This is a genomic window from Methanosarcina sp. DH1 (genome assembly GCF_020804205.1).
Lineage (GTDB): Archaea > Halobacteriota > Methanosarcinia > Methanosarcinales > Methanosarcinaceae > Methanosarcina > Methanosarcina vacuolata.
In genome coordinates, this window is the sequence record NZ_WJBJ01000042.1 from 1 (window position 1) to 4399 (window position 4399).

The following is a 4399-nucleotide window of genomic DNA, read 5'->3' on the forward strand; positions in this document are numbered from 1 at the left end:
GTTAGCAACTGCGCTTACCATAACTCCCACTTTTATGCCTGCAGCTACTGTTCTTGCTCTTGCTGCTGGAAACTTATCTGCTAAAGAAGAGTGGAGACGAACAATTGTACTTTCCTGAATAAGAACATCCTGGAAGTTTTCGAATTTTTTACTAAGTTTTCTCCCAGGATCTTTTGCAAACTCCTCTGTGCCGTGAATAATACACTGACGAAGAAACTCAACAAGTTCTGGAGTGATACGCCAAAACTCAGAGTTAAAACCCAAAAGATGATGACAGGGTCAATTTTACGTTCACGTACATGAGAACAGCTTCTTTGGCAGTTTGCCTTAACCACTCTTCGGGAAACATTTTCCGAAGAGAGTTCAAGGGGATGGGAAACGAGGAGACATAGATACAGAGATGATAATATTATTATAAAAGCATGTACAGGAGATGGAATTTAATGCTTAACCGATGACGCATGGATGTTTATCAGGCAACCCTATAATAAGATTTTTAGAAGAAGTCTTGGATGATATGCAGGGCAACCTTATTCAGAGTAAGTGGATTCAATTGCGTTAATATCAACAACATCAAAAAGATCATTTATTACTCTGGAAATGTGGCCTTCAGGGATAAAATCTTCCAGATTAAGTGGAAGTAGAAATTGCTGCTTTTGATCGTACTTTTTTAACACAGGAAACACTAAAACTAATTTTTCTTAAAAAGTATACATTTTATATGATATATATATATATATATTTAAGAAAATAAATATTGTGATTTTTATAATCCAAATGTACAACTAAGAGTAATTTTGAGACAGCCCGTAATAATCATTTTTAAAAATTGAGTATGTTTTATAAAAAGGTTTAAATATTACTATGAGTAAGGCTCATTACTATTAGATAGGGTTCTTTGAATTCGAATGATAAAGATGTTAACATTGAAAAACGAAAGAAAAGAAAGAAAAATAAGTTTATGTAATTTCACTTCTGAGTCGGTGGAGCTTGGGATACTTCTTGCAATTGTAGGGGGATTTCTTGATGCCTATACATTCGTTGGAAGAGGCGGGGTTTTCGCCAATGCCCAGACTGGAAATGTCGTGCTTATGGGCATAGAAGCTGCAACAGGAGAATGGGGGCAGGCAGTGCTTCATGCTGTACCTATTCTGGCATTCATGGTCGGAGTAGTAGTTGCCGAGATGATTAAAAAGCCTTCAATGCGCCTGTTTATAACAGATTCCGAAAAAGCAGTTTTAATTCTTGAAACTGTAGTCCTTTTTATCGTAGGCTTTATACCTTACACAAGCCCAAATATCATTGTAACAGTTGCGGTTTCGTTTGTTTCTTCGGTTCAAATATCTTCATTTCGCAAACTCATTGGTTCTACATATAGTACAACAATGGTTACAGGAAATTTACGTTCAGCTACACAAGAAGCTTATATAGCTTTCACGAAAAAAGACGATGAATCGGCTCGTAGAACCGTTCGATATTCTACAATTAACCTTTCGTTTCTAGCAGGAGCTATTTTAGGAGGGTTGCTTACATCATTTATTGGTGTTAAAGCCATATGGATACCTGTTATTGTGCTGATATGCTCTGTACTTTTATTCAGTAACGAGCGTAAGGATCAGAAGGCTAACATTGAAATCTAAGACTCAGTGAATTAGTAATAGTAGATTGGTGAACCACTGAAAACAAATCCTGAAACTCATGACATTGAGAGCAGTAACAGATAGAGCAGTAACAGATAGAGCAGTAACAGATAGAGCAGTAACAGATAGAGCAGTAACAGATAGAGCAGTAACAGATAGAGTAATGAGTCACTTACAATATATGTAGTGGTTCTTGACAAAGATTAGTGAATTCGTGACAAAAATCAGTAATTGACAAAGATTAGTGAATTCATGACAAAAATCAGTAAATTACTGACAAAAAAGCTTTTGCGTAATCTATATCAGCTTTCAGTGCAGGGAAGGTAGCAATGGCAAGAGATAGAAGAGATTATTATTATCACCAGGCAAAAGAGGAAGGATACCGGTCCAGGGCTTCCTTCAAGCTCAAGCAGATTAACGAAAGACACCATATTATCAATCGGGGAGACTCGGTTGTTGATCTGGGTGCAGCCCCAGGCGGATGGCTCCAGGTTGCAAAGGAACTGTCTGGAGGGAAGGTCCTTGGTGTGGACCTTCAGAGAATTGTGCCTATTGAAGGCGTTGAGACCATTCAGGGCAATATAAATGCAGAATCAACCATACAGAAGATTATTAAGACCGTAGGGGCAAAAGGAGCTGATGTGGTACTTTGTGACGCAGCCCCTAACCTGTCAGGAAACTGGTCTTATGACCATGCAAGGTCAATCGAGCTTGCAACTTCAGCCCTGGAATGCGCAAAAAAAATTCTCAAGCCCAAAGGGAATTTCGTTGTGAAGGTTTTCCAGGGAGACATGTTTAACGATTACATGCAGAAGGTAAGGGATAACTTTGTCCGGACGATGGCTTATTCTCCGAAAGCCTCGCGGTCCCAGAGTGCTGAAATCTACGTTATCGGAAAGAAATTCCTTACAGCTCCGCTCCGCAAAGGAGACAAATTCGTTGTAGATATCGAAAAGCTGGGCTCAAGTGGGGACGGTGCTGTGCTCATTGAAGGGTTTGTTGTCTTCGTAAAGGAAGTTGAAGTCGGAGAAAAAGTCAGGATCAAAATAACGGATGTCAAGCCTAACTTCGCTTTTGCCGATGTCGCAGAGAGGCTTGGAAAAACCGAAACGCCTGAGTAATTTTATTAGATACATCAGTTAACGCAAGCTATATAATTTAGTAAGAACCTATATATTTAAGTAGTTAAATATCTAGCTTAACTATTAAATATATTGGTTAATTGAATTAGCAGTTAGTAAAATTAATAAGAGTCTACCCCGATTTTAAAAAACACTTTCAAACACGGTGATCCGGTTGATTGATCTTCACACTCACACAATTTTCAGTGACGGGGAACTGATCCCCAGCGAACTTGTCAGACGGGCGGTTATTCACGGCTATGAGGCTATTGCACTTACCGACCATGCTGATTACACCAATCTTGAGCAGCTTATCGAAGCGGGACAGAAAGCAAAATACCTTGAAAGTGAATGGGATATCCGCGTTCTAACCGGGGTTGAACTGACACATGTGCCGCCACGGAAAATAGCCCCTCTTGCAAAGAAATCAAAAGAGCTGGGTGCAGAAATTGTGGTCGTGCACGGGGAGACCACCTCCGAGCCAGTCGCCCCCGGAACAAATGCAGCATCTGTTGCCTGTGAATATGTGGACATCCTGGCCCACCCGGGCCTGATTTCCGAGGAAGATGTCGAGACCGCTAAAGAGAACAATGTCTGCCTTGAGATTACAGCCAGGAACGGGCACAACCGGACCAACGGCCATGTCGCCAGGCTTGCTCTTGAAATTGGTGCAACGCTTCTTGTAAATACCGACACACATGCTCCTGAAGACCTTATCACCGATGAAACTGCCATGAAGATCGCAATGGGAGCCGGGCTTACAGAGACAAGGGCAAGAGAAGTGTTAAAAGCGTCAGCAAAAAAGGTAGCAGATATTGTTTAAACTGTAGTTTCATACTTTTTTTCAATTTCTTCCTTTCAATTTCTTCCGTGTTTTTTCTTAATTTTCTCATTTGGAATTTATTTATAGTTCGTTTTCGTCTTTCTTTCAGTTCATCTCTTGTTTCTACTATTTCCTTGTTTCCTCAGCTTATCCAGTTTTTATTATATTGAGCGCATCTCAAAACTTGATTTAATTTTCGGTATTTCTGCTGATATTACAACTCCAAAGCATGATTTTTCCAGTACACTGCTTGACCTTAGTAATCAATTTGTAATTAAGTCAATTAAAGTGTTAATTGTTAGAGACTTTGGTAATACAGCTTATATTGATGTTTAGAGATTGTTATATTGATGTTTAGGGGTTGTAAAGTTTGGAATTCAGTCGTATGTAAAATTTAACGATTGGAGTCCAAAATCCAGAGCTCAATTAGTTGCTTACAAGAGATCTAAAAAAATAATTTTGAGTTTTGGGATCAGCTTATTAAATAAGAAAAATAATTGTTAAATCCGCGCTAGATATTTTAAACAAGAAATAAATTGAACAGAAAAATATTAAAGAAAGAAATGAATATTGGCAAATATAAAAAGGTTTTTTATTGTTTGTGGCATTTTCTTTTGAGAATCTCAAATTAGCTTTTAAAATCTCAAATCTAATTTGATACTCACTTTTTTAAAAGTATCTCCCAAACGAATTTTTATCCTCAACTTTATTTTGCATTTCTGTCAACACCAGTAGTTGATATGCTATGAAACTCAATAGAGAGTAGAGTTTTCTACTCTGATTTCTCACTCTTCTGATATCGAACTTTACTGTAC

General features: G+C 38.3%; 3 protein-coding genes and 3 pseudogenes. 3 read left to right on the forward strand and 3 right to left on the reverse strand.

The window, feature by feature from the left end:
• Nucleotides 1–349: pseudogene (locus tag FXW07_RS19070) on the reverse strand (IS4 family transposase); the annotation flags it as partial.
• A gap of 136 nt (nt 350–485) precedes the next feature.
• Nucleotides 486–677 (reverse strand): annotated as a pseudogene (locus FXW07_RS19075) (IS5/IS1182 family transposase); the annotation flags it as partial.
• A gap of 231 nt (nt 678–908) precedes the next feature.
• Here FXW07_RS19075 and FXW07_RS19080 point away from each other — a divergent pair.
• From FXW07_RS19080 to FXW07_RS19090, 3 genes are all read left to right on the forward strand, one after another.
• Nucleotides 909–1640 carry a YoaK family protein gene (locus FXW07_RS19080; RefSeq protein WP_229397181.1) on the forward strand — a complete coding sequence of 244 codons (732 nt, stop codon included), beginning with the start codon at nt 909–911 and terminating at the stop codon, nt 1638–1640.
• 329 nt (nt 1641–1969) lie between these two features.
• Nucleotides 1970–2761 (forward strand): 23S rRNA (uridine(2552)-2'-O)-methyltransferase, encoded by a 792-nt coding sequence (locus tag FXW07_RS19085; RefSeq protein ID WP_229397182.1) that lies wholly within the window; start codon nt 1970–1972, stop codon nt 2759–2761.
• A gap of 175 nt (nt 2762–2936) precedes the next feature.
• Complete coding sequence (locus FXW07_RS19090; protein WP_229397183.1) at nt 2937–3584, forward strand: histidinol phosphate phosphatase domain-containing protein; 648 nt, start codon at nt 2937–2939, stop codon at nt 3582–3584.
• 669 nt (nt 3585–4253) lie between these two features.
• On the opposite strand, the pseudogene FXW07_RS19095 reads toward FXW07_RS19090, so the two are convergent.
• Nucleotides 4254–4399, reverse strand: a pseudogene (locus FXW07_RS19095) (ISNCY family transposase); the annotation flags it as partial.